Annotated in this window: 23 protein-coding genes and 1 pseudogene; 4 read left to right on the forward strand and 20 right to left on the reverse strand. The window is 62.6% G+C overall.

Translation table 11 applies throughout. From position 1 onward, the window contains the following. Nucleotides 1–10: 10 nt before the first annotated feature. The 6 genes from USDA257_RS22335 to USDA257_RS22360 form a co-directional block, all read right to left on the reverse strand. Nucleotides 11–244, reverse strand: a complete 234-nt coding sequence (locus USDA257_RS22335; protein ID WP_014765250.1) for a hypothetical protein — start codon at nt 242–244, stop codon at nt 11–13. Nucleotides 245–426: 182 nt separating this feature from the next. Then, on the reverse strand, nt 427–1,641 hold the full coding sequence (locus USDA257_RS22340; RefSeq protein WP_014765251.1) for a YcaO-like family protein: 1,215 nt from the start codon (nt 1,639–1,641) through the stop codon (nt 427–429). Further along, nucleotides 1,638–1,853, reverse strand: coding sequence for a hypothetical protein (locus USDA257_RS22345; protein ID WP_014765252.1), 216 nt, complete (start codon nt 1,851–1,853; stop codon nt 1,638–1,640). The genes USDA257_RS22340 and USDA257_RS22345 overlap by 4 nt, the downstream gene beginning before the upstream one ends. A 21-nt stretch (nt 1,854–1,874) precedes the next feature. After that, complete coding sequence (locus tag USDA257_RS22350) at nt 1,875–3,677, reverse strand: adenylate cyclase (protein ID WP_014765253.1); 1,803 nt, start codon at nt 3,675–3,677, stop codon at nt 1,875–1,877. Between the two features lies 1 nt (nt 3,678). Then, entirely contained in the window at nt 3,679–4,275 is a 597-nt protein-coding gene (locus USDA257_RS38045) for a helix-turn-helix domain-containing protein (RefSeq protein ID WP_223843363.1), read from the reverse strand. Beyond that, nucleotides 4,244–4,450, reverse strand: coding sequence for a CsbD family protein (locus USDA257_RS22360; protein WP_014765255.1), 207 nt, complete (start codon nt 4,448–4,450; stop codon nt 4,244–4,246). The genes USDA257_RS38045 and USDA257_RS22360 overlap by 32 nt, the downstream gene beginning before the upstream one ends. Nucleotides 4,451–4,805: 355 nt before the next feature. On the opposite strand from USDA257_RS22360, the gene nuoH reads away from it, so the two are divergent. The 3 genes from nuoH to USDA257_RS22375 are packed head-to-tail and all read left to right on the forward strand — an operon-like array spanning nt 4,806 to nt 6,876. After that, nucleotides 4,806–5,792 (forward strand): NADH-quinone oxidoreductase subunit NuoH, encoded by a 987-nt coding sequence (gene nuoH / locus USDA257_RS22365; RefSeq protein ID WP_014765256.1) that lies wholly within the window; start codon nt 4,806–4,808, stop codon nt 5,790–5,792. 31 nt (nt 5,793–5,823) lie between these two features. Beyond that, entirely contained in the window at nt 5,824–6,390 is a 567-nt protein-coding gene (locus tag USDA257_RS22370) for an NADH-quinone oxidoreductase subunit I (protein WP_014765257.1), read from the forward strand. Nucleotides 6,391–6,435: 45 nt separating this feature from the next. Further along, on the forward strand, nt 6,436–6,876 hold the full coding sequence (locus USDA257_RS22375) for a CBS domain-containing protein (protein WP_014765258.1): 441 nt from the start codon (nt 6,436–6,438) through the stop codon (nt 6,874–6,876). A gap of 33 nt (nt 6,877–6,909) precedes the next feature. Here USDA257_RS22375 and nuoG read toward each other — a convergent pair whose 3' ends face one another. The 14 genes and pseudogenes from nuoG to USDA257_RS22445 form a co-directional block, all read right to left on the reverse strand. Continuing rightward, nucleotides 6,910–9,486, reverse strand: a complete 2,577-nt coding sequence (gene nuoG, locus USDA257_RS22380) for an NADH-quinone oxidoreductase subunit NuoG (protein WP_014765259.1) — start codon at nt 9,484–9,486, stop codon at nt 6,910–6,912. Between the two features lie 20 nt (nt 9,487–9,506). Further along, on the reverse strand, nt 9,507–10,772 hold the full coding sequence (nuoF, locus tag USDA257_RS22385) for an NADH-quinone oxidoreductase subunit NuoF (protein ID WP_014765260.1): 1,266 nt from the start codon (nt 10,770–10,772) through the stop codon (nt 9,507–9,509). Between the two features lie 2 nt (nt 10,773–10,774). After that, a complete protein-coding gene (nuoE, locus tag USDA257_RS22390) occupies nt 10,775–11,287 on the reverse strand; it encodes an NADH-quinone oxidoreductase subunit NuoE (protein ID WP_014765261.1) in 513 nt (170 codons plus the stop codon). A gap of 17 nt (nt 11,288–11,304) precedes the next feature. Beyond that, on the reverse strand, nt 11,305–12,519 hold the full coding sequence (gene nuoD / locus USDA257_RS22395; protein ID WP_014765262.1) for an NADH dehydrogenase (quinone) subunit D: 1,215 nt from the start codon (nt 12,517–12,519) through the stop codon (nt 11,305–11,307). Between the two features lies 1 nt (nt 12,520). After that, on the reverse strand, nt 12,521–13,084 hold the full coding sequence (locus USDA257_RS22400) for an NADH-quinone oxidoreductase subunit C (protein WP_014765263.1): 564 nt from the start codon (nt 13,082–13,084) through the stop codon (nt 12,521–12,523). Further along, the gene (locus tag USDA257_RS22405) at nt 13,081–13,584 is read right to left on the reverse strand and encodes a NuoB/complex I 20 kDa subunit family protein (protein WP_014765264.1); all 504 of its coding nucleotides are present in this window, start codon (nt 13,582–13,584) and stop codon (nt 13,081–13,083) included. Before USDA257_RS22405 ends, USDA257_RS22400 begins: the two co-directional genes overlap by 4 nt. Next, nucleotides 13,572–13,937 carry an NADH-quinone oxidoreductase subunit A gene (locus USDA257_RS22410; RefSeq protein ID WP_014765265.1) on the reverse strand — a complete coding sequence of 122 codons (366 nt, stop codon included), beginning with the start codon at nt 13,935–13,937 and terminating at the stop codon, nt 13,572–13,574. Before USDA257_RS22410 ends, USDA257_RS22405 begins: the two co-directional genes overlap by 13 nt. A 140-nt stretch (nt 13,938–14,077) precedes the next feature. Continuing rightward, complete coding sequence (locus USDA257_RS22415) at nt 14,078–15,517, reverse strand: NADH-quinone oxidoreductase subunit N (protein WP_014765266.1); 1,440 nt, start codon at nt 15,515–15,517, stop codon at nt 14,078–14,080. Further along, nucleotides 15,514–16,989 (reverse strand): NADH-quinone oxidoreductase subunit M, encoded by a 1,476-nt coding sequence (locus USDA257_RS22420; RefSeq protein WP_014765267.1) that lies wholly within the window; start codon nt 16,987–16,989, stop codon nt 15,514–15,516. The genes USDA257_RS22415 and USDA257_RS22420 overlap by 4 nt, the downstream gene beginning before the upstream one ends. 8 nt (nt 16,990–16,997) lie before the next feature. Beyond that, nucleotides 16,998–18,761, reverse strand: coding sequence for a Na(+)/H(+) antiporter subunit D (locus USDA257_RS22425; RefSeq protein WP_014765268.1), 1,764 nt, complete (start codon nt 18,759–18,761; stop codon nt 16,998–17,000). After that, nucleotides 18,754–19,008 carry a hypothetical protein gene (locus USDA257_RS22430; RefSeq protein ID WP_014765269.1) on the reverse strand — a complete coding sequence of 85 codons (255 nt, stop codon included), beginning with the start codon at nt 19,006–19,008 and terminating at the stop codon, nt 18,754–18,756. Before USDA257_RS22430 ends, USDA257_RS22425 begins: the two co-directional genes overlap by 8 nt. After that, nucleotides 19,005–20,467 (reverse strand): annotated as a pseudogene (locus tag USDA257_RS22435) (monovalent cation/H+ antiporter subunit D family protein). The gene USDA257_RS22430 and the pseudogene USDA257_RS22435 overlap by 4 nt, the downstream one beginning before the upstream one ends. 4 nt (nt 20,468–20,471) lie before the next feature. Next, complete coding sequence (nuoK, locus tag USDA257_RS22440; RefSeq protein ID WP_014765271.1) at nt 20,472–20,774, reverse strand: NADH-quinone oxidoreductase subunit NuoK; 303 nt, start codon at nt 20,772–20,774, stop codon at nt 20,472–20,474. Continuing rightward, complete coding sequence (locus USDA257_RS22445) at nt 20,774–21,274, reverse strand: NADH-quinone oxidoreductase subunit J family protein (protein ID WP_014765272.1); 501 nt, start codon at nt 21,272–21,274, stop codon at nt 20,774–20,776. Before USDA257_RS22445 ends, nuoK begins: the two co-directional genes overlap by 1 nt. Nucleotides 21,275–21,575: 301 nt before the next feature. Here USDA257_RS22445 and USDA257_RS22450 point away from each other — a divergent pair, with 301 nt between their 5' ends. Further along, nucleotides 21,576–22,436, forward strand: a complete 861-nt coding sequence (locus tag USDA257_RS22450; RefSeq protein WP_014765273.1) for a sterol desaturase family protein — start codon at nt 21,576–21,578, stop codon at nt 22,434–22,436. Nucleotides 22,437–23,250 lie beyond the last annotated feature (814 nt).

Consider the following 23,250-nt stretch of genomic DNA (forward strand, 5'->3'; position numbering starts at 1 on the left):
GCCCCCCAGGTCACTGCAGCACGCGAAAGCCGCCCGTCAGATCGGCCCCTGCGCCAGCGAACTCGCGCCGATCGCGCAATTCGGTGGCGACAGCCTGAAGCGCCATGTCGATGCAATATTCCAGGGCTTGCGCGTCCAGGCCGCGGGCGCTGTCGCGGATATGGGTCAGCATTCTGGCGATGCTCGCAAGTTCCGTTTCATGATCGGCCGCTGCCGAGACAGAATAAGTCATTTGAACCCCCATTGCGTGTACTACCCTCGCGAGGGACTATAGACGAATTTCCCGTTCGCGCGCGTTGCACGAGCGTTGCACATCCATCAGTGGTGTTACGCGATAGATTCGCCAGTCCGCGCACACGTAATCTATGCTCGTCGCCTGCCGTTTTCAGTTCCCTTTGGCACAGTGACTTCGTGCGCGGCACCGCCTCACGACGAAATCGCCTTAGACAGCGCGCGGGGCCCGAAGCGACGCGCCCGCTCGCCGTCCGGGCTCTCGAGGTCCGGCACGAGCACCTTGACGACGGCGAAGGGCAGATCGTCGCGAGAGAGGGGAACGGCGATCACAGACCGTACACCCGCCTTCTTCACACAGGAGATGGCATGGCTCAGCAATGCCTCGACACGCGTGCCGGTCGGGGCGATCGGCGTCGTGACCGGTCGCGGCGTTGCGAGAAAGGCGCGCCGCGTCGAGTCCGGCAAGGGCCGGCTGTAGGTCTCGGCGTAGACGTCGTCGCGGGCGCCCCCGATATAGGTGAGCCGCGACTGCGCCACCTCAGTGACTGCCCGGATCGCGGCCCGAACGGCGGAAGGATGCGCCCCGCAACCGCTCGTCACCTCGACGAAGCGGAGGTTGCTGGCGGTTGTAGTGCCGCGCGGACCAAGAAGAGCAAGGAAGCACGGAATGGCCGTGTCGCTGGTGATGTCGAAAAGCAGCAATTCGAGTTCGGCCGCCCGAATGCGGCCGACGAGCGCGTCGAGTGCCGGGTCATCGAGGCTCTCGGGGGTGACGCATGCCCGGTGACGGGCTTCCTGACCGGACACGCGCCAGAGAACATGCGCGTCGCGTTCGACCCGTTCGAGCAGGCCGTGCAGCATCGCCTCTTCCAGGATGTTTCCGCATGCGAGTCCATCCGACGACATCCAGAAACGCGAGGCCCTCGTGCGGTCGAGAAGTACCGCTTCGAGGGGTACGAAGACGTCGTGGCCGGAGATCAGATCGACGCCGCCGGCCCATTCGATTTCGTCGTCCGGCCGGATATCATCCTGGCCGGCGCCGATCAGACCGTTCAGCGGATCGAAGGCCCGGGCGGCGGCGCGCAGGTTTTCTGCTGTGTCGATGAAGCTCTCGACCGTTGGCTCGCCGGCGACGGAGCGCTCAAGCGCCTCCATCACCGCCGATGTCCGGGCATCCGCGTCCGTCAATCCCTTGCCCTGCGCGACGACGATCGACCGCGAATTCGGCGTATACGCGCACCAGACCGGGATCCCGACCTTGTCGAGCCCTGTGTGCCGGGCCACGCGCGTCACGCCGAAAGCGGCGAGGTAAGGCCGAACGCGTTCGAATGTCTCCTCTGGGGTGAACACCCTGTCGGAATAGCTATCGCCCGAGTTCGTCCAATCCTCGATATCGAGGCAGATCAACTGTCCACGTGACCCGCAAAAACGTCATCGACGGACGATACCGCAATTGCGAGATCGACGTTGTTGACGAAGGCGCTGCCCAGCTTTCGAAAGCCGTTCACGGTCGCCAGGTCGCCCGTCACTGAGTCAAGCTGCCTGACGGTTCCGTTTCCAAGATCTACCATCCACAAACCCGGTTCCCCCGGAATCCCGATTACAACAACTTTGGCCATATTGTCCCCTCATGCCCACGATCAAAAACCGGCCTTTTTCAGCCCTTCACGATAAAGATCCTTCTGCCATTGTTCCTTGAACGGAATGACGGCGAGCCATTTATCCACATCGAAAGTCGGGTTCGCCTTCATCGCCCGCATCCTGTGCTGGCGGGCCTTCTGGCGGTCCCCGAGCATCGCCCAACTCGCGGCGACGATCCTGTCCGCCGGCGACTTGTCTTTCATGTCCTGGGCAAAGCCTATTGCCTGCTCGTATTTCCCGAGGAAGTAGCTGGCACCTGCTGCACTCCAAAGATAGGCGTCCGGTGTCAGCGGATTGAGGGAAATCGCGTTGCCAAGCTTTTCCAAGGCCTCGCCGGGACGGGAGGCATGAACGAGCGTATCGGCGTGGCTGTAGAGGACATCGGCATAATGCGGACTCAATTGTTCGGCGCGATCAAGTGCCGCCAGGCTTTCGTCGAGGTCGCCTTGATAGAGTTTGACGACCCCGACCTCGCGATGAGCCGTGGGAAGGCACTCGTTGCTCTCAATCGCGTCCTTGGCATGGCGCTCCGCTATGGTCAGGAGTTCATCGTCGGCCCGCGCGGTCAACAGCCACTCGGTCGCGAAAGTACGCGCCATGCCGCTCAGCGCCGGCGCAAAACCCTGCTTGTGCTTCAGTGCATCCCGGAAATCGTGACGCGCCCTGCGAACCTCCGGCAGGCCGAGGCCGGAGAGATGCCGGAGCCCGCCGAGATAGGCGTAATAGGCCTCGGGATGCGCCAGATAGTCGAGGTGCTCCGTCCGCCCCGTCTCCACCTGCTCGGTCACGGCGCGCGCCACGTGGTAGGCGATCTCCTGGCGCTGCTTGAGAAGGCCCTGAGGCGAGATCAGGAAACGATCGGCCCAGACGATCTGGTCGGAGGGCAGGAAAATCAGCTGGGTGAAAAGCCCCTGATCCGACATGCGGCAATCGAGCGCGTAGGTCACACCGTGTCTTTCGAGGATCGCCGCCTTGTCCGCCGCCCCACGGATGCGCTCGGCTGTATAAGGCGCGACGACCGTCATCGAGCGCAGTGCACAGAGCCCGATCGTGATGTCTTCGATCACTGCCACGCTGACGGCGTGGAGCATCGGGTCGCTGCCGAAGGCAGCCGGCGGAAGCAGTGCGACGCGCGGTAGCTGCACGGTTTCCGGCGCGCCCGTTTCCGCTTGCTCTGCGGCCGCAGCCGTCGTTCTGACACTCAGCAACGGGCTGTGCGTGACACGTTGCAGGATTTCTCGAACGGCGGAATCCCCCGGATCGAGCTCCAGCAGATGGGCGCAAGCCGAGCGCAGCGTCGACCGGTTGGTGGACCGCTGTTCGATAGCGATGAGCGCGCCGCGCAGCAGGTCCGTGAACCCCCGCCGCTTCTCCATGACCCAATCCGTGTAGCGCCCGGGCGGCAGGTCCGCCGATGCCAGAAACGCATCGCGCCAGAGCAACAGGGCGTTGCGGAATGTCTCCTCCGAACTGTTCACCGCCCCAAAAACAGCGACATCACAGGAGACTGCCCCCAGCGCCACCTCCGCCTCCGTCGCCGCTAGAGGCGGGCCTTCGCGGGTGGCCAGGTGCTGCATGCGCCAAAGCGTAGAGCGCAGGTTCTTGAAGGCGACGCTCTTTTCCCTGTCCGGCCAGACCATGGTAGCGAGCTTCTCGCGCGTGGCGACCTTTTGCCCGGATGCCGAGAGATAGGCGAGGATCAACAGGCCGCGCTCCGGACAGGCGACTGCATCGCCGGCGGCATCAGTGAGCCGCAACTCCCCGAAGGTTTTTAGGTGATAGCCAGCCCCCGTCACGACCATCTCAACCGGCCAGGCCTAACGCCCTGCCGCCCCAGAGGGCGGGCCGGACAATGCGGCGCGGGCGCCCAACGACCTTCGATGGAAAAGCCGGGGATTTGCTCATGTCCGGCCCCTCAACCACCTTCGGCAACCCGCCACCCGTCGACGCCGGTGATTCCTCGAAGAAAAATGAAAAATGCACCTGCAGAACATCTGCCATCGTCAGCAACTGGACCGCGCACACTCGGCATGCCCCCTGTTCGTATCTCCGGACCTGCGCGACCGGCACACCGAGTGCGGCGCCAAGATTTTTCTCGTCCATCCCCAGCACGTTGCGGCGCAGTCGAATACGACGGCCGACGAAAGCGTCTATGGCGGGGGGCTGGCTGAGCACTTTTCGCCTCCGCGCAAGAATGGCTAGCTGCTTAAATTCAAACATGCTTGAAAAGCGGAAGCGATGCAACTCGAGGCTTTGCGTGATACACAAGGTTCTCGTTTGCGTTTCGATGCACCGCATGCATTCGCCGCGTTGCAACAACACGAGCCAAAAGAAAACCCCGCGCGAAGCGGGGTGAGGTTTTGAGGGATCAGTTCCAGGTTTGTCGGTTGTACCAATCATCCAGATCCCGTCTGACGAGGTCCTTTTGGATGCCGTACCGCTCCTGGATCTTCCCTTCGAGCTGATCGAGGTTACCGTCGATTTGGTCAAGGTCGTCGTCGGTCAATCTGCCCCACTGCTCCTTGATCTTGCCCTTCACCTGTTTCCAGTTACCTTCGACTCGATTCCAATCCATGCCATTTCCTCCTGGCTTGTGACTGTCATGTCGGGGAAACTCGCGACGGCGAGATTGGTTCACTTGGAAGTGGGCGGGAAACCGACAGGAACGAATCCGTCTATTCACGCATTTACCGGGCAAGTACGGAGGCCCAATTCTGAATCGCCCATCCAGGCCGGGCCTCCTCCGGGTGGGCAGCCGCGTCCGGTCCAACCGGCCATACTCCTGCCGAGAGTCGTAGCCGGTCAATCATCCCTCCATCGAAGCGCCAGTACGCCCTCCCAGCTCAGAGACAGACGACGCCAAGCTGGTGTATAGTCGGAGCGAAAGTTCGGTCGCGCGTTTCAACCTGTTGGATAAGTAGCCGCGGAATATGGAGCTTATCGTTGCCCTTGGCCTGATCGTCTTCAAAGTCGCGTTGCTGATCGCGATGCTCTTGCTCTTGCCCTTGCCGCTGACCTGGGTGGAACGCAAGATCGCCGGGCACATCCAGCAGCGGATGGGGCCGATGCGGGTGGGCTGGCATGGGCTTCTGCAGCCGGTGGCGGACGGGATCAAGCTCCTGACCAAGGAAGACCACATCCCGACCGAGGCCGACCGCTTCCTGTTCAAACTGGCACCAATTCTGGCACTCGCGCCACCCTTCGTCGTGTTCGTCGCCATCCCTTTCGGGGAGAGCGTCTCGGTTCTGGGCAACGAGATAACGCTTTATGTTTCCAACATGAACGTGGCGCTGCTCTTCGTCTTCGCGGTGATCGGTCTGGAGGTCTATGGAGTCATCTTCGGCGGCTGGGCGGCAAACAGCAAATACGCGGTCCTGGGCAGCCTCAGGACCTGCGCGCAGATGATCAGCTACGAGATCCCGATGGGCTTTGCGGTCATCGGCGTGGTCATGCTGGCGCAATCCATGAGCCTGCTCGAGATCGTGCGGGCCCAGGCCGATGTCTGGAACATTGTCTACCAGCCGATCGGCTTCTTCGTGTTCTTCGTCGCGGGGCTCGCCGAAGCGCAGCGCATCCCCTTCGATCTGGCGGAGGCGGAAGGCGATCTTGGGGCAGGCTTCCATACCGAATATAGCGGCATCCGCTTCGCATTCTTCATGGTCAGCGAATACGTCATCATGCTTTTGGTGTCGGTCCTGACGGTGATCCTGTTCTTCGGCGGTTGGAACGGCGTGCTGATCCCGTTGCCGCCGCTCCTCTGGTTCGGGCTCAAGGTGGCGTTCTTCGTCTATTTGTTCATCTGGTTCCGCTTTACTTTCCCCCGTTACCGCTACGACCAGTTGATGGCGATCGGATGGAAAGTCTTGCTTCCTTTGTCGATGGCGAACATAATTCTTACTGGTATTGCTTTCTCTTAAGGGCCCTTGGTGACTCAATAGCAGGGCGGCGATGTCGCGCGCACAGGACATAATCGGGACTTGGATCGGCTGGACGTTCTTCGCCGACCTGGCGAATGGTTTGGCGCTGACCTTCGGCTACATGTTCTCCAGAACCGTGACCATGCAGTATCCGGACAAGGAGAAATGGCTGCCCTATTCGCGTTATCGCGGCCACCATTTCCTGAAGCGTGACGAAGAGGGCGAGATCAAGTGCGTGGCCTGCGAGCTCTGCGCGCGGATCTGTCCCTGCTACTGCATCGAAGTCGTCCCCTACGAGGACGACAAGGGCAACCGTCGCCCGGCCAAGTTCGAGATCGACACGGCCCGCTGCCTGTTCTGCGGGCTGTGCGAGGACGCCTGCCCGGCGGATGCGATCGCGCTCGGTCAGCAATATGAATTCTCGAGCTTTTCCTCGCGCGACTTGGTGATCGGACGCGACGACCTGCTTGCAAAGCCTGGCAAGGCAGCGACCGGCGGCGGCGTGGTCGCCGCGCGCCTGAACACGACGAAGGACGTGTTGGTCGAATCCAACGAGCGGCAAGGCTACAACTGGTGGCGGAATATCCGGCGGAGGTGAGCGCGCGCCCGTTGTCTATCCGACGTGCTTGGACAGGAGGCTCAGATGTTTGTCGGCGAAATCGTGAAGAACAAAGGTGTCGGAGTTATCGCGGTCACGCCCGATCAGCCGATGGTGGAAGTCCTGCGATTGTTTCGCGACAACAATATCGGCTTCGTGGTCGTCAGCCAATCGGCCGGGGAATACTTGGGCACGCTGTCGGAACGCGATTGCTGCAATGCGGTGGCTGAATACGGCGCCGAGGCGGCGGCGATGCGGGTGGCCGACATCATGAACCGCAGCGTGGCGATCTGTTCGACAGAGGATCTGCTGCCCATTGTGATGGCGATCATGACTCAGCGGCGCACCCGCCACGTGCTGGTGATGGATGGTGACGATGTTGTCGGCGTGGTCAGCATCGGCGACGTCGTCAAGCACAGGCTCGACGAAGCCCAGCGCACGGAGCAGGACCTGCACGACTATATTCGCGGAACCCACTATCACTGACGAGAGTAAGTCCCTGCCGCGTGCGACGCTGGGTTAGGGCGAGCCACCTGCCATGCCTTGGCCGAGATCCTCGGGGCTCGCCGCGGAGCTGGCGTGGGGGCCGATCTCTAATGCCGCATGCGCCTTTTGAACCTCCACCGGACATGGATATTCGCCCCGCCGCATCAGGCTGTTGAGGCGAAGCGCCCGGTAGTTTTCGGGAACAAAGACGAGGCCTCGCGGAAAGCGCCTGTTGACCTTGAGCTTTGCGGTCAATTCGCCCTGACCGGATCGCACGACCACCTGATCGCCGTCCGAAAGGCCGAGTCGCCCGGCATCCTGCTCGCTCAACTCGACATAGGGGTCATCCGCAACCGTATTCAGGATCTCCGAGCGTTCGGAATGATATCCGTTGTGGAACAGGCAATCGCCAGTAACAAGCATCAGCCGATCGTCGACCTTCGGGATCGGCGGCGCCGCGAAGAACACGCCTGACGGTGGCGTCGGAACCGCCTTTGTGAATGCGCCGTCGGCACCAAGACCGCCTTGCGTCAATCCCTGATAGGCCGGGACCAGCCGGGTAATCTCGTCAAAAATTTCGCCTTGCGCCGATGGCTGCAGCGCCTGAACGCGGAGCTGCGCGACGAAGTCGAAGATCTCCAGATTGCCCCGGGCCTCGAAAGCCGGTTCGCGGAATTTGCGGAGCTTCTGGATCCGGCCTTCATTGTTGGTAAACGTGCCCGCTTCCTCTCCATAACTCGCAGCGGGCAGCACCACATCGGCAAGGCCGGCCGTATCCGTGAGGAACGCGTCCTGCACAATCAGAAGGTCGGCGGCGCCAAGCGCCATCTGCACGATCCTCCGGTCGGGATAGGTCATCACGGGATCGCTTCCGACGATATAGAGCGCACCCATTCGCCCGACATCGCAGAGTTCCAGCATGGCGTCGAAAGTCGCGGCCGGTTCAGACGGGATCTCGACGCCCCAGGCCCGCCCAAGAGCCGTACGCGCCGCATCGTCGTCGGTGGCGGGAAGCAGCCCCGGCAGAGCTTCCGGCAGAACTCCCATGTCCCAGGCGCCCATCTGATTGGCCCTGTCGAAGAGGAACTGCATCGCCACGCCCTTGCCGAGCAGGCGGAGAACCTGCAGCAGGTTGTTGACTTGCTGCAGCGTTGCGCCCGCTGCAGGCGATCTCAGGAGTCCGACGCTGACAAGCAGGGTAACGCTGCGGACGTCCTTGAGAGCGGTAACCAAACGGTCCGACCCTTCACCGCCCGTCGTCGCGCCGATCTCCGCAAGGGTCTCGCTCGGCAGGAGTCCTGCCACCACCGCCGCAAGGCTCGCCGCCTCTCCGCCCGGCGGCACGCGAAGCACCACCCGGGCATCGGCGTCGAGACGCGACGGCCGCGCCGAGAGCATGAGCAATCCGGTCTGCCGCCGCCGCGCGGCATCGCGTAGCAGGTATTCGGTCACCGGGTTTTCTTCCGTCACATTGCCGCCGATCACGAGCACACAATCGCTGCCAATCACGTCGTGCAGGGAGGCGCGCGTGTAGAAGCTTGCCAGCAGCGGGCCGAGCGCGTCGAAGGGCGCGGACCAGCGCGCCGAGCAGTCGATGTTGTTGGTCCGGAACACCGTCCGCATCAGCTTCTGGAACTGATAGAGGACCTCATTGGGCAGGCGCGCAGAGGCGAGCCCGCCCGCGGCCTTGCTCTCGACGGCCGACAGGCGCCGGCGCAGGTAGTCCCCTGCCTCGTTCCAGGAAACCGGCACGAGAGCGCCGTCACGACGGATCATCGGTCGCTTGATGCGGTCCCGGCTCTCGACGAAGTCAAGGCCGAAGCGTCCCCGCACGCAGAGCGTTTCGCGGTTGACCCCGTGCTCCTCCTTCGAGCGGACCCGCATGAACTCGCCCTTGCGCGCCCCGACCGTAAGCTGACAGCCGGTCCCGCAATGCGGGCAGACCGTGTCAGTCTCGGCTAGGTCCCAGGGTCGCGCCTTATAGCGATAGGGAAAGCTCATCAGGGCGCCGACCGGACAGACTTCGACGCAATTGCCGCACTGGTCGCAACTCGCAAGACTGCCCTCGAAACCGGTAACGGCAGTATCCATGCCTTTTTCAACTGTCCCCAGGGCGACGGCGCCGACGACCTCCTCGCACATCCGCACGCAGCGCTGGCACTGGATGCAGCGGTTGACGTTCATGATGATGACTGGACTCAGGCGAATGTCCCGCGAGTGGAATACGCGCTTGGGATCGCGGAACTCACTCCGGCGGGGCCCGTATTCCATCACCATGTCCTGGAGCTCGCACTCGCCGCCCTTATCGCAGATCGGACAGTCAAGGGGATGGTTGGCGAGCAGCATGTCGAGCATCGAAGACCGCGTTTCGTCGATCAGCGGCGTGTTGGTCCGCACGACCATGCCCTCGGTGACCGCGGTGGCGCAGGAAGGCTGCAGGCGCCGCAGCCCTTCGATCTCCACCAGGCACATGCGGCACGACGCCAGCGGCGGCAGCCGCTTCAGGTAGCAGAAGGTCGGGATGTCGATGCCCAGGCGCTCAGCAGCCTGCAGCACCGTGGAGCCCGCCTCCACTTCCAATGTGTGTCCGTCGATCGTAATGCTAACCATGTTCCCTCCCGCGCACGCGTTCAGTGAAACGGGCACCTTCGCTCCTCGATATGGGCAACGAACTCGTAGCGGAAATGCTCGAGCGCGGCCCGCAATCCCATCGCCGCGCCGTCACCCAAGGCGCAAAACGTATTGCCGAATATGCCCTTGCAGAGCCTCTCCAGCTGCTCCAGGTCGCCCGGCGCGCCCTCCCCGGCCTCGATCCGGCGCAGCACTTTCACAGCCCAGTTCAATCCTTCCCGGCATGGGGTGCACTTGCCGCAGGACTCGTGATGGAAGAACTCGACGATCCGGGTGGCAACCTTGACCATGCAGGTCGAGTCGTCGATCACGATCACCCCGGCCGAGCCGAGCATCGAGCCGACGGCGGCGAGAGAGTCGAAGTCCATCCCCACTTCCAGCCCGCTCTCGGGGATCAGCGGCGCCGAAACCCCGCCCGGGATCACCGCCTTGATCCTGCGTCCCGGCAGCGGGCCGCCGGCATGGTTCTCGACCAGTTCGCGCAGCGGTATGCCCATCGGCAGTTCGTAGAGGCCGGGTTTGCGCACCTGTCCGCTGATACAGTAGAGCTTCGGGCCGGGGCTCTTGTCGGGGCCAATCGCGCGGAACCAGTGCGCCCCCCGCATCACGATATGCGGCACGCAAGCGAGCGTCTCGACATTGTTGATCACCGTCGGACTGGCGTAGAGCCCGGCGACGGCCGGAAACGGCGGCTTCAATCGCGGCTGCGCCCGCTTGCCCTCGAGCGATTCGAGCATCGCGGTCTCCTCGCCGCAGATATAAGCGCCGGCGCCGCAGTGAATATGGACCGCGAATTTGAAATCCGAGCCGAGAATGTTTTCTCCGAGATAACCCTTCTCGTGTGCCTCGGCGATCGCCTGCTCCAGGCGGCGAATAGCCGCCACATATTCTCCGCGCACGTAGACATAGGCGGTTTCGGCGCCGATCGCGTAGGCGCTCACCGCCAGCCCCTCGATGAGCTGGTGCGGGTCGCGCTCCATGATGATCCGGTCCTTGAATGTGCCCGGCTCGCCTTCATCGGCGTTGCAGCAGAGATATTTCGGCTTGTCGGCCCGCTTCGGCACGAAACCCCATTTCATCCCCGTAGGGAATCCGGCACCGCCGCGGCCGCGCAGGTTGGATTGTTTGACCAGCTCGACGACCTCGTCGGGCGTGTGCTCGCGCAGCACCTTGGCCAGCGCCTTGTAGCCGCCGCCGGCCTCGTAGGTGGAGAGCAGATGGCCATCCGGAACATCGACATTCCTGAGGAGAACCGGCTCGAACATGGCTATTCTCCCGGAGGTACTGCGGCAGCGAGATCGGCACCGGTCGCTTGCCCGGCCTCCCGCCGCAGCGCGGCGAGAAGCGCATCGATCCGCCCGTTATCGAGGTTGCCGTGATAGTCGTCGCCGACCTGCATCACCGGAGCCATCTCGCAGGCACCGAGGCACTCGACGGTCGAAAGCGTGAACAGCCGGTCCGGCGTGGTTTCACCCTTATTGATCCCCAGCGCCGTTTCCAGATGCTTCAGCAGAGCCTCGGATCCGCACAGCATGCAGGAGACGTTGTCGCAGAGCTGCAGGTGGAACATCCCGACAGGCTCGGTATGGAACAGTGTGTAGAAGGTCGCCAGCTCGTAGACCCAAATCCGCTCGACGCCGAGAATGTCGGCGACCTCTTCCAGCACCGGGCCGGGCAGATGACCATGTTCCTTCTGCGCGATGAGCAGTGCGGGCATGATCGCCGAGCGCTGGTCGGGATACCGCGCCGCCGCCTGCTTGATCTTTTCGCGCATGCTCATCGCGTTCAAAACTCCTGCTACTTGTCCACCTCCGCCATCACCGGGTCGAGGCTGCCGAGCACGGCGATCATGTCCGCCAGATAGCGGGCGTTGGTGACCCCGAAGAGGGCCTGAAGATTGACGAAGGACGGTGCCCGCACCTTCATGCGGAACGGCTTTTCCGACCCGTCGCTGATGATGTAGAAGCCGAGCTCGCCCTTTGGCGCCTCGATCGCCGAGTAGACCTCGCCCTTCGGCACCTTGAAGCCATAGGCGGACAGGTCGAAATGCTGGATCAGCGCCTCCATCGAACAGTGCACCCGATCCTTGTCCATCGGAAAGGCGATCGTCGGCATGTCGATCTGGAATGGCCCCTCGGGCATCTGTTCGAGACATTGCTCGATGAGCCGGACGCTCTCGCGCATCTCCTCGACCCGGCACTGCCAGCGCGCGTAGCAGTCGCCCTCCTTGCGGACAATGACGTTGAAGTCGAGCCGATCGTAGATCTCGTAGGGCTCGTCGCGTCGAATGTCCCAGTCGACGCCGGAAGCGCGAAGATTGGGGCCGCTGAGGCCCAGATCGATGCCGTCCTCGGGGGAGATCACGCCGATTCCCTGGGTGCGGCTCAGGAACACCCGATTGTCCTCGATCAGCCGTTCGTAGTCGCGGATCCGGTTCGGGAAGATCTCGCAGAACTCCCTGATCTTCGGAAGGAACCCGTCGGGCAGATCCTCGCGAACGCCGCCAACCCGGCAGAAGGAGGTGTGCATCCGCGCGCCGGTGATCATCTCCAGAAGGTCCATGATCATTTCGCGCTCGCGCATGGCGTAGAGCAGCGCGGTCATGGCACCGAGATCCATCGGCAGTGCGCCGGTGATCAGCAGATGGCCGGAGATCCGCGCCAGCTCGGCCATCATCACGCGGATATACTGCGCCCGGATCGGCGCCTCGATCCCCAGGAGCTTCTCCACCGCCAGTGCGAAGGCCAGATTGTTCGAAGGCGGGCAGACGTAGTCGAGCCGGTCGGTGAGCGGAAATATCTGGGTATAGGTGAAGCTCTCGGCCAGCTTTTCGGTGCCGCGGTGCAGATAGCCGATATGCGGGTCGACGCGGGCAACATATTCGCCGTCCAGCTCGAGGACGAGCCTGAGCACCCCATGCGTGCTGGGGTGCTGCGGGCCGAGATTGAGAAGCACCTCCTTGGTGTCGAGCGCTTCGCCTTGCGGCCTCATGAGCTCAGTGACTTCGGTCATCTCACGTTTCCGGTGTCGAGCGGCCTCCCGATGGAATTTCCTTGGTGGCAAGGTCCGGCCGGGTCGGTGGCGGCCCTTCGGCGCCAAACGGGTTCAACTCGTCCTTGTAGCCCCGAAGCGGAAAATCCTTGCGCTGCGGGAAACCCTCGAACCCTTCCCACATGTAGATCCGGCGCAGGTCGGGATGTCCCTCGAAGCTGATCCCGTACATGTCCCAGGCCTCGCGCTCATGCCAGTTGGCGGTCCGCCAGACCCCCGTCACCGAGGGGACCCGCGGCGGATCGCCGAGGCGGCACTTGATCCGGATGCGCCATTTGTTCGGCAGCGAATAGAGGTGGTAGACCGCCTCGTAGCGCGGCGCCTCGGGGTAATAATCGACACCACAAATGTCCGATAGGAAATCGAATCGCAGGGCCGGATCGTCCTTCAGGAACCGGCAAAGCTCGACGATGCTTTCGGGCGGAGAGGCGAAAGCATGAACCCCATGCGAGAAGCCGAGCTCCTCGATTGCCCCTCCGAAACGCTCCGCGATCATGGTGGGGATAAGCGGCGTCTCCACGCTCATGGCACGGCGACCCGGTCCAGTGGCGTCCCGGCGAGCGCCTTGGACTTTTTGATCTTCTCCTGCAGCAACAGAAAGCCGTGCATCAGCGCCTCGGGCCGCGGCGGACAGCCGGGCACATGGACGTCGACCGGCACGAAGGTCTCCGCCCCCTGCACCACGGCATAGGTGTTGTAGACCCCGCCCGAGATGGCACAGGTGCCCATGGCGATGACCCAGCGCGGCTCCGGCATCTGGTCATAGAGCCGGCGCACCACGGGAGCGAACTTCCGCGTCACGGTGCCGGCGATGATCATCACGTCGGACTGGCGGGGCGACGGCCGGAACACCACGCCGAACCGGTCGAGATCATAGCGGGCGCACCCCGCCGAGATCATCTCGATGGCGCAGCAGGCAATTCCGAAGGTCTCGGGCCACAGGGCCGACTGGCGACTCCAGTTGATAACGCTCTCGGCCGTGGTGAACAGCACGCTGTCGCGGAACGCATTGCTTACGCCTCCCATTCCAGCGCCCCCTTCAGCCAGGCGTAGGCGAAACCCACGAGAAGCAGCAATATGAAGACGAACATCTCGACAAAGCCGACCAGTCCGATCTCCTTCAGGACGACGGCCCAGGGAAACAGGAACATCGTCTCGACATCGAAGACGACCAGCAGGATCGCGAGAATATAGAACTGCACCCTGAAGCGGCCCCCGGCGGCCTCGCCGGCCGGATCCATGCCGCACTCATAGGGCATGTTCTTTTCGGGATAGGGATTGGACGGGCGCAGCAGCGATGAGACAAACAGCGTCGCCCCGACCACCAGAACAACTCCGGCGATCATGACAAGAACCGGCAGGAATTCGATCGCAGTCATATCGCAGCGCCCGTCCAACGTGGGCTTTCCACAGCGCCAACCCTTCTTCGGGTCGGTAACGCAGGTGCCCTGAAAAGCGAATTGGGCAATTCTTTCTTGAACTTGCAGTCTATTCCGTCGAGCGGACCATTGCAAACAAATCAACCGCCAAACGCCGATTGTTGGGCAAGCCTCAGAAACCACCCCGGAAATAGGCCGATGCCGATGGTGCCGGCGGCCGTGCAGGCGAGCGTGGCGCGGACCAAGGGCGTCAATGCCGGCTCGAACGCCCTCTCCGGCTCGCGCATGTAGATCACCATGACGATGCGGATGTAGAAGTAGGCGGCGACGGCGCTCAGCAGTACTGCGATCACCGCCAGGAAAACGAAACCCTGCTCGACGAGCGCGACGAGCACGTAGAACTTGGCGAAGAACCCGGCCGTCGGCGGAATTCCGGCCAGCGAAAACAGATAGAGCAGCATCAAGAGCCCTAGCCCCGGATGCGACTTGGCGAAACCCGCATAGTCTTCGATGACCTCGCCCGAGAAATCGCCGTTCCGCATCATGATGACGGCGCTGAAAATGCCGAGATTCATGAAAGCGTAGATCAGCAGGTAGAGCATGACGCTGGCGACCCCGTCCTGACCGCCGGCGACGACACCGAAAGTGGCGAACCCCGCATGGGCGATGCTGGAATAGGCAAGCAAGCGCTTGAAGTTATCCTGCACCAGCGCCACGAAACTGCCGAGCGCCAGCGTCACCACCGCAATGACCGCGACGATGATCCACACGTCGGAGGCTGCGACCAGCGGGTTGAGAAACACCCTCAGGATCACTGCGAACCCTGCCGCCTTCGGCCCGACCGACATGAAGGCGGTGATCGTCGTCGGCGCGCCTTCGTAGACGTCCGGAAGCCACATGTGGAACGGCACCGCGCCGACCTTGAAGACCAGCCCCGCGACGATGAAGACCACCGCCAGCAGCAATCCCGGATCGAGCGGATCGCCGCTCACCGCGGCGGCCATCGCGTCCAGTTGCGTCGTGCCGGTGAGCCCGTAGACCAGCGATACGCCGTATAGAAAGATCGCGGTGGAGACCGCACCGAGGATCACGTATTTCAGCGCCGCTTCGTTCGACCGCCGCTCATGCCGGAGAAATCCGGTCAGCACATAGGTGCAGAGCACCATCAGTTCGAGGCCTACATAGATCGACAGGAGATCGGTCGCCGAGGCCATGATCATCATGCCGGAGAGCGCGAAAAGCAGCATGACGTAGTATTCGCTGCTCCCGATCCCTTCGATATCGGCATATTTTCGCGAAAGGAGAAATGTCAGGACGGTGGCCAGGTAGAAGACGAACTTGAAGAAGACGGCAAAACGGTCGGCAATGAACATGCCCGAATAGGCCGGCCGCACTTCGCCCGCCAGCATGAATGTCGCCAGAGCGGCAATCAGCACGACTGCGACGGACGCCCAGACAAGCAAATCTTCCTGTCCCTTCCGCACCAATTGCCCCAGGATCAGCAGGATGCAGGCCCCGGTGATCACGATGATCTCGGGGAGGCTTGCCAGGGCCCACTGGAAAAGCGTGGCGCCGGTCATTGCCCGCTCCTGTGACCGTGCACCTCGGTGAGCAGATGCTTCACCGAGGCATCGATGACGTTGAGAAAGGGTTTTGGATAGAGTCCGACCCAAAGCACGAAGACCGCCAGCGGCAGGATCGCCGCCATCTCGCGGGCGTTGACGTCGCGGATCTCGTAACGCTCGCCGACGCTCGCCGGACCAAGCGCGACCTTGCGGTACATGCCAAGCAGATAGGCTGCGCCCAGCAACGCCCCCAAAACCGCGGCCGTACCGACGGCCATGTTGGCGGCAAATCCGCCCGACAGGACCAGCAACTCGCCGACGAACGAATTGGTGCCCGGCAGCGCCATCGACGACAGGGTAAACAGCGCCAAAAACCCGGTATAGACCGGCGCCACCTTCATCAGCCCGCCGTAATTGGCGATGCTGCGCGTATGGGTCCGCTCGTAGATCACGCCGACGAACAGGAACAGGGCGCCCGTCGTCACGCCATGGTTAAACATCTGCAGGATGCCGCCTTCGAGTCCGCGGAGATTGAGGGAGAAGATCCCCATCGTCACGAAGCCCATGTGGCTGATGCTGGAATAGGCCACCAGCTTCTTCAGATCGTCCTGCGCCAGGGCAAGGAACCCGCCATAGACGATGGCGAGCGCTGAAAGGGCCAGCATCAGCGTCGAATAATAGACCGACGCCTCCGGCAGCATCGGCAGCGAGAACCGCAGGAAACCGTAGGCGCCCATCTTCAGAAGCACGCCGGCGAGAATGATGCTGCCCGCCGTCGGCGCCTGGACGTGCGCATCCGGCAGCCAGGTATGGACCGGAACCATCGGCACCTTGACCGCGAAGGCGATCAGGAAGGCGAAGAACAGCCACGACTGGACCCGGAACGGCAGATCCTGCGCCGTCAAGGCGAGGATGTCGAAGGTCTCACCGCCGTGGAAATAGAGCACGATGACGCCGACGAGGAACAGCAGACTTCCTGCCAGCGTGTAGAGGAAGAACTTGAACGCCGCATAGACCCGCCCGTCGCCGCCCCAGACGCCGATGATCAGGTACATCGGGATCAGCATCGCCTCCCAGCAGACGTAGAACAGGAAGAGGTCGAGCGCGCAGAACACCCCCAGCATCAGCGCCTGCATGGAAAGCAGGGCGACCATGAACTCCTTCACCTTGCGGTCGATCGCCACCCACGAGGCAAGCACGCAGATCCAGCCGAGCAGCGCGGTCAGGAACACGAAAAGCGCGCTGATGCCGTCGACGCCAAGCGCATAGGTGATGCCCATCGCCGGCACCCAGGCGCGCGTCTCGGTGAACTGCATTTCGTGGGTCGTCGTGTCGAAGCCGGCCAGCATCGCAATCGTGAGAGCGAAGTCGACGACGGTGAAACCGAGCGCCGTCCAGCGCACCGCATCGTCGCTGCGCAGAAACATCAAGACCGCTGCCCCGGCGGCGGGCAGGAAGATGATGAGGCTGAGCAGCGGGACCGTCATTGCACCCCCTATTGCCACACGACGGCGAAGACGGCGGTGGCCGCGATCAGACCGGCGACCATGGCCAGCACATAATGGGTGACGACGCCGGTCTGGAGGCGCCGCAGTGTCCCGCCGCCGCCAAGGATCGCGCGCGCGACTCCGTTCACGACGGCATCCACGCCGTTGAGATCGGCCCGCAGCCCGGCCCGTGCCGTGCCGTGTAGCAAGGGCAGCGCCGCGGTCTCGGACACATCGCTCACCGCCTTCTCGTAGCGGGCCAGCGGTCTCTCGGCGAACCACATGAAAAAACGCGCGCCCTTGCGGTAGAACCAGTCGGTGTCGATGCTGATGGTGTTTTCCGGGTCGAGCGCCTTGAGGAAGAGCACGAAGCCCAGAGCGGTGAACATCAGCACGCCGAGGCTCTCGGTGATATGGACGCCGGTATATGGTTCGAAGTCGACCGGATAGGGAAGAAGCGCGTAGAGCGTTTGAGGAAAGACCCCGATTGCGATGCAGAGCGCCGCCGCTATGGCCATCGCAGCCAGCATGTTGCCGGGCGGCTCCCGCGCCTCGAGCCCCCGGTCGGTGCCGAAGAACATATAGTACGGGAGCTTCAGCCCGGTGTGCAGGAACGTCCCCGACGACGCCATCGTCAGCGCCAGCATCACCAGCGCGCGGTGATCCTCTCCGGCGGCGGCCACCACCATCGACTTGGTGACGAAGCCCGAGAAGAACGGAAATGCCGAGATCGCGAAGGCGCCGACCATGTAGAGCGCCACGGTCAGCGGCATGGTCCGGTAGAGCCCGCCGAGTTCGGTGAGCTTGCGCCGCCCGGTGACGTAGATCACCGCCCCCGCCCCCATGAACAGCAGCGCCTTGTAGAGGATATGGGCGAAGGCATGGCTGGTGGCTCCGTTCACGGCCAACTCGGTGCCGATGCCGACGCCCGCCACCATATAGCCGACCTGGCTGACGATGTGATAGGCGAGCAGCCGCCGGCAGTCGTTCTCCAGCACCGCATAGACGACGCCGTAGAGCGCCATGCCGGCGCCGAGCCAGACCAGGAGCTCGGTTCCCGGATAAGCCCGCGCCAGCACATAGACGGCCGTCTTGGTGGTGAAGGCGCTCATGAACACCGCCCCGGTGACGGTCGCCTCCGGATAGGCGTCGGTCAGCCAGGCATTGAGCGGCGGCACCGCGGCATTGAGCAGGAACCCGGCAAGGATCAGGTAGGCGCCGGCTCCCATCGGCCCCGCCTCGATCGGACCGAACAGGAACGAGCCGGTGGCGAGCCCATGCAGAACGACACCGCCGAGCAGCACGACGCCGCCGGTGACATGGACCATGAGGTAGCGGAAAGCGGCACGAACCGCCTTCTCGCCTCCCTGGGCGAAGACCAGATAGGCAGAGGCAAACGCCATGCCCTCCCAGAACAGGTAGAGGGTCAGGTAATCGCCGGCAAACACCACGCCAAGCGCACTGCCGACATAGACGAATGCCGCCACATGCTGGCCGGCCTCGGTCAGGTGCAGGGCGTAGACCATGCCGATCAGCGCCATGATGGTGAAGACCGTGGCAAAGACGATGCTCAGCTTGTCGACCTTGGCGATCAGGATGTCCTGGCCGAGGAACTGTGCCGCGCCGTAGCTGCCCGGCTGCATGGCGAGCACGGCGAGGATCGCCAGTACGGGGATCAGCAGCAGATAGGCCTTACGGATCGCTCCGTTGAGAAAGGCGATCGGCACCGCGCCGACAATGAACAGCAGGGCGGGATGGACGAACTCAGTCATAATAGTCCTCGCGCCGCATGAGCCCGCCCTGATGGCCAAGGAACTTGGAAACGAAAATCAAGAGCACGCAGGAGCCGAAGCCGTAGAAGGCCGACCAACCAGGCAGGCGCTCCCACAGATATTCGGCGTGTTCGCGGGGAACGAGAAAGTCGGCGAGGACGATCAGGACGAGCACGAGATAGAGCAGCCGGCGCCGCTGCCTCGCATAGGCTTCGTCGCCAAAGAAATCGACGATGCTCTCGATCATCTGACCACTCCTTCCGCCAATGCGAGGAAATAGCCGGGGAAGATGCCCATCAACACCGAGAGGATGGCGGTCGCGACCAGCGGGACAGTCACCAGCGGAATTTCACGGACCGTCGCCGGGCTCTCCTCCGCCCCCACCCCGAAAAAAGCGACATAGCTGACCGGCAGGAAATAGGCGGCGTTCAGCACCGAGCTCGCCAGCAGCACGATCAGGAAAGCGATTTCCCCCGCCTGCACGGAGCCCAGCGTCAGATACCATTTGCTGACGAAGCCCGCGGTCGGCGGCACGCCGATCATGCTCAGCGAGGCGACGAAGAACGCCCCCATCGTCCAGGGCAACCTCCGCCCGATCCCAGCCATGTCGCTGATGTTGCGCTTGCCGGACGCGCAATAGATCGAACCGGCGCAGAAGAAGAGCGTGATCTTGGAGAAGGCGTGCGCCGCAATGTGGATGATCCCGCCGACCATCGCAACCGGCGACAGCAGGACCGCACCGAGCACCACATAGGAGAGCTGGCTGACCGTCGAATAGGCGAGCCGCGCCTTCAGGTCATCCCGCGTCAATGCGTAGATCGACGCCATCAGGATCGTGAACGAGACCAGATAAGCCGTGGCGATGCCGAGTCCCAGCCCGCCCATCAGCCCGGGGCCGAAGACATGGAACACCACCCGCAGCACGCAGAACACGCCCATCTTGACCACCGCCACCGCATGCAGGAGCGCGCTGACCGGCGTCGGCGCCACCATCGCGGCCGGCAGCCAGGCGTGCATCGGCATTACCGCCGCCTTGGCGAAGCCGAAGAGATAGCAGAAATAGACGACTGTCAGCAGCTGCGGCGAGGCATTGGCGCCCGCCAGCAGCCCCCCGCCACAAAGTCGAGCGATCCGGCAATGTGATAGGTCAGCGCCAGCGCCGCGAGCAGCACGCTTTTCGAGGCGCCCATCAGATAGACGAGATACTTGCGGCTGCCCGCCCATCCCTCTTCGTCCTCGTGGTGGTAGACGAGCGGATAGGTGACGAGGCTCAGCAGCTCGTAGAAGATCACCAGTGTGAACAGATTGGCGGAGAAGGCGCCGCCGACGGCCGCCGCAAGGCTGGTAGCGAAGCAGGCAAAGAAGCGGGTCTGCGCGTGCTCGTGCAAGTGCCGCATGTAGCCGATGGAATAGATCGCCGCCACGATCCACAGGAGCGACGAGACGGTGGCGAACACCATGCCGAGCGCATCGACCCGGAAAGCGAAGTCGATCCCAGGCAGGATCTCGAACAGCCGCAATTCGACCGTCCCGCCCGAAAGCACCGTGGGCGCCATAGAGGCGACGATCGCGAACATGACGAGCGCGGCGAGCGGCGAGACGAGATCGCGGAGCTTTTCGCGTTTGTTGAGAAGGAGAACTGCAAGGGCCGCCAGGCCTGCGACGGCGACGGCAAGAAGGGGCCGGATGGAGATCACCGGATCCAAGCCGCTATCCTTTCATCACGGTCACGTCGTCGACCTTGAGGGTGGACTTGTTCCGCACCAGGGCAACCAGGATGCCGAGGGCGACGGCAACCTCGGCGGCGGTGATTGCGATGACGAAGATCGCGAAGATCTGGCCGCGGAAATCGGCGTAGTACCGCCCGAAAGCGATGAAATTGATGTTGACCGAGTTGAGCAGCAACTCCAGCGACATCAATACGACGAGGATATTGCGTCTCAGCAGCACACCGGCGGCCCCGATCACGAACAGGACCACTGCAAGGGAAATGTGCCACCAGAGCGGAACCATCACTCCGGCTCCTTCCGCGCCAGCACGATGGCACCGACGAGCGCCGCCAGCAGGATGACGGAGGCGGCTTCAAACGGCAGGAGATAATCGGCGAACAGGGTCGTGCTGAGCTGCCGGATCTGGTCGCCCTCCCGCATGGCGATGGGCTCCGTAGCGGAAAAGCGGTCGCTCGACAGCACCAGCACAAGCATCTCCGCCCCAAGCAGCACGAGCAGCACCAGAGCCGGCAGGTTGCCGCCCGGCAGGAAGCGCTGCAGCACCGCTTCGCGCACGTCTATCATCATGATCACGAAGAGGAACAGCACCATGATCGCGCCGACATAGACGAAGATCTGGACGACCGCGAGCAACGGCGCCTCCAGCAGCACGAAGACGGCCGAAATCTGCAGGAAACACGCCATCAGTGCCAATGCGCTGTGAACCGGATTGCGCGCCAGCACCACGGTCAGAGCCGTGATCACGGCCACCGTGGCGAACAGAAGAAAGAACCCCTGATCCATCGACGCCGACCCTCCCACGCGAACTGTTACTCGGCGCGAGACGGCCTGATTTGAGGTAGCGCCGCACCTCAGATGCGTTCACAAATTGTGCCCTAGTCTCGGATTTTTCACAAGATTATTGTCGGCGGCGAAGTAAAACCGGCCGAGAGGAATATCTCGAAATGAAGACCTCCCCCATGGGGCGCGCCGGCGGAGGCGGCCTTCACGCAGTCTTTCCGACACGCGCATTTCCACTTTAAATTGCCAATACGGCATGGCATGTTCCCGCGGCGCGGATTTGGCTTGGGGGCTGCAGGGGCCGATGTCGGACGAACTGTTCTATCTTCTTTTTCTGTTCGGATTCTACGCCACGACAGTCGTTACCTATTTCGCCTTTGGCTACGGTCTCAGTTGGGTCAACGACCGCAATCCCGAGCGAAAGATTCAGAAGGGGCGCGGCTCCGACAAACGTCGCAATGCGGAAATCCGCCAGAGCCTGGCTTCGATGTTCAGCGCGTGCCTGCCTCTGACCATCGGCCTCTACGTTCAGCAAAAGGGTTGGGCGCCGGCACCCTGGGCGTTCAACTGGTGGGCGGCGGTGCCGCTCTTTGTTCTCTGCATGTTCCTCTACGATACCTGGTTCTATTTCATGCACCGGCTGCTGCACACGAAGTGGCTCTACCCGCTGCACGCACTTCATCATAAGAGTGTCGCACCAACGATCTGGAGCACCTATTCGGAGGATGTCCTCGACAATTTTCTATTGCAGGGGTTCTCAGCCGTCATCGTTTTCGTTGTGCCGTTTCCGCCAGCGATTCTCATCGGACAAAGGCTGTTCGAACATTTCAATGGCATGCTCGGGCACTGTGGGTTCGAGTATTTCGCCTCATCGACAGCGCGTTATCCGTCCCCCTTGCTGTGCACGACGTTCCACGATCAGCACCATTCGGGATTTCGATACAACTACGGCAACTACTTCTCGTTCTGGGATCGCGTGCTGGGCACGATTTCACCAAACTACGATCAGCGCGTGAAGACGTTCGAGGAAGATGGACCGGCGCTCAACTTAAATCGGGCCGCTGGCGCCGATCTGCGCCAGACCGCCGATACTCATGTTGAATTCGACGTGGCTGGGCCCCATCCATGCAGCCCGGGTATCCGTTGCGGCGACGCGGCCTCTTGATTGAACTCGCAATAGGCGCGACTTCCCCGAAGCAACTCGTGACGCGAGGGCCGACAGCGAAATTCATGCAATTTGCGATAGGCCCCGCCTTTGAAGCGAAGTCTAAAAAAAGGTGTTTGTTGTGGAGTGCCGCGGCAACCCCGAAAAATCCTCGGGCTGGCATTTTGGGACGTCGGACCTTGGTCCAACACGGGCCGGCAAAGGTCTGAGGCCGATTGCCGAAGGGCTCGCCTGGTACATATTGCTGCAATCCAGCGCTTATCAGCGGTTGTCCACCAAGCAAGTTCGATTGGAATTATTGCCATGGCGATGTCGCACGGAAGATGGAAAGATCGAGTTTCCGATCTCCTTTGGGGCGTGACTTCCGGCCCCGGGTCGACCGGAATTTATATTGCAGTTGCCATGTCGATTGCTGGGCTCGCGAGCGCAAAAACGGGCATTCCGGGATATGCACTTGTAGCGGCGGCTGTAGTACTGGTGCTGTTCATCGACCCGTCGGAACGGATCCGCAAGCTCCGACGACAACGCCGTCAAGCCGACGTAAACCATCGCCCGACCCGGTCCGATAGCCGACGCGGCCCCGCAATGGGTCCCGGAGCGAAGCTCCGATAGTGGGAGCCGTTTCACACGTTGAATGTGTATCGGCAAAGTTGTCGCTCGAGCCACGGCCTCGTTCGTTACTGGGTGCCGCCGGACGGGCCGACTGCGCGCTGGTGTCGCTGACGGTGGTGCGGCAGCAAAACGGAGTTTGACGGGCGAAGTCCTATCTGCGTGGGGCGGCTAGGCGAGCACCATTCCAATCATAAAAGCCGTG

Source organism: Sinorhizobium fredii USDA 257 (genome assembly GCF_000265205.3).
GTDB lineage: Bacteria > Pseudomonadota > Alphaproteobacteria > Rhizobiales > Rhizobiaceae > Sinorhizobium > Sinorhizobium fredii_B.

Coding starts and splice junctions, on each gene's coding strand:
- USDA257_RS22335 (WP_014765250.1), bottom strand. CDS start 244: ATGGGGGTTCAAATGACTTATTCTGTCTCGGCAGCGGCCGATCATGAA.
- USDA257_RS22345 (WP_014765252.1), bottom strand. CDS start 1,853: ATGGCCAAAGTTGTTGTAATCGGGATTCCGGGGGAACCGGGTTTGTGG.
- USDA257_RS22350 (WP_014765253.1), bottom strand. CDS start 3,677: ATGGTCGTGACGGGGGCTGGCTATCACCTAAAAACCTTCGGGGAGTTG.
- USDA257_RS38045 (WP_223843363.1), bottom strand. CDS start 4,275: ATGATTGGTACAACCGACAAACCTGGAACTGATCCCTCAAAACCTCAC.
- USDA257_RS22360 (WP_014765255.1), bottom strand. CDS start 4,450: ATGGATTGGAATCGAGTCGAAGGTAACTGGAAACAGGTGAAGGGCAAG.
- nuoH (WP_014765256.1), top strand. CDS start 4,806: ATGGAGCTTATCGTTGCCCTTGGCCTGATCGTCTTCAAAGTCGCGTTG.
- USDA257_RS22370 (WP_014765257.1), top strand. CDS start 5,824: ATGTCGCGCGCACAGGACATAATCGGGACTTGGATCGGCTGGACGTTC.
- USDA257_RS22375 (WP_014765258.1), top strand. CDS start 6,436: ATGTTTGTCGGCGAAATCGTGAAGAACAAAGGTGTCGGAGTTATCGCG.
- nuoG (WP_014765259.1), bottom strand. CDS start 9,486: ATGGTTAGCATTACGATCGACGGACACACATTGGAAGTGGAGGCGGGC.
- nuoF (WP_014765260.1), bottom strand. CDS start 10,772: ATGTTCGAGCCGGTTCTCCTCAGGAATGTCGATGTTCCGGATGGCCAT.
- nuoE (WP_014765261.1), bottom strand. CDS start 11,287: ATGAGCATGCGCGAAAAGATCAAGCAGGCGGCGGCGCGGTATCCCGAC.
- nuoD (WP_014765262.1), bottom strand. CDS start 12,519: ATGACCGAAGTCACTGAGCTCATGAGGCCGCAAGGCGAAGCGCTCGAC.
- USDA257_RS22400 (WP_014765263.1), bottom strand. CDS start 13,084: ATGAGCGTGGAGACGCCGCTTATCCCCACCATGATCGCGGAGCGTTTC.
- USDA257_RS22405 (WP_014765264.1), bottom strand. CDS start 13,584: ATGGGAGGCGTAAGCAATGCGTTCCGCGACAGCGTGCTGTTCACCACG.
- USDA257_RS22410 (WP_014765265.1), bottom strand. CDS start 13,937: ATGACTGCGATCGAATTCCTGCCGGTTCTTGTCATGATCGCCGGAGTT.
- USDA257_RS22415 (WP_014765266.1), bottom strand. CDS start 15,517: ATGACCGGCGCCACGCTTTTCCAGTGGGCCCTGGCAAGCCTCCCCGAG.
- USDA257_RS22420 (WP_014765267.1), bottom strand. CDS start 16,989: ATGACGGTCCCGCTGCTCAGCCTCATCATCTTCCTGCCCGCCGCCGGG.
- USDA257_RS22425 (WP_014765268.1), bottom strand. CDS start 18,761: ATGACTGAGTTCGTCCATCCCGCCCTGCTGTTCATTGTCGGCGCGGTG.
- USDA257_RS22430 (WP_014765269.1), bottom strand. CDS start 19,008: ATGATCGAGAGCATCGTCGATTTCTTTGGCGACGAAGCCTATGCGAGG.
- nuoK (WP_014765271.1), bottom strand. CDS start 20,774: ATGGTTCCGCTCTGGTGGCACATTTCCCTTGCAGTGGTCCTGTTCGTG.
- USDA257_RS22445 (WP_014765272.1), bottom strand. CDS start 21,274: ATGGATCAGGGGTTCTTTCTTCTGTTCGCCACGGTGGCCGTGATCACG.
- USDA257_RS22450 (WP_014765273.1), top strand. CDS start 21,576: ATGTCGGACGAACTGTTCTATCTTCTTTTTCTGTTCGGATTCTACGCC.